The organism is Virgibacillus carmonensis, assembly GCF_057836705.1.
This window is the reverse complement of record NZ_JBYQFJ010000297.1, coordinates 1-580: the sequence shown is the minus strand read 5'-3', so window position 1 is coordinate 580 and position 580 is coordinate 1. Positions and strand designations below refer to the sequence as shown.

The following is a 580-nucleotide window of genomic DNA, read 5'->3' as shown; positions in this document are numbered from 1 at the left end:
GACAACCATTCTACCAAATGGTCAATCTATTGCCAGATCCGACTTTTTGGGTCCAGACAAAAAAGGCCGCACCATCTCCATTTTAGGGGATACACGTCGAACAGGAACCAATACAGAATTTGTTCTTGATTCCGATGTGTTAGTTCATGAAGCAACATTTAACCGGGAAAATGAGGATCTTGCTGATCAATATTTCCATTCAACAACGGTACAAGCAGCAACCCTGGCAAAGGACAGTTCGGTCCGTCAACTTGTGCTGACTCATATTTCCTCACGTTATCAAAAACAAGACAGTCAGGACCTGGTTCGGGAAGCTCAATCTATTTTTTCGAACACGAAACTTGCACATGATTTTTTTGTAATGGACATCCCTACTAAAAAATAATGGCGAAGGAGTTTTTACGATGAATCCATTCCATACTTTGGTCAATAACCAGCGCACATTTTTTAAATCCGAGCAGACACTCCCCTATGCTTTTCGCAAGGAACAACTGAAAAAACTGCGAGACATGCTGAAAACTTATGAAAAGGACATCTACCAAGCCTTAAATGATGATCTGAATAAATCTAAAAATGAGAC

General features: G+C 40.3%; 1 pseudogene. It reads left to right on the top strand.

The window, feature by feature from the left end:
- Window positions 1–385: pseudogene (locus AC3G7N_RS21970) on the top strand (MBL fold metallo-hydrolase); the annotation flags it as partial.
- Between the last annotated feature and the right edge of the window lie 195 nt (window positions 386–580).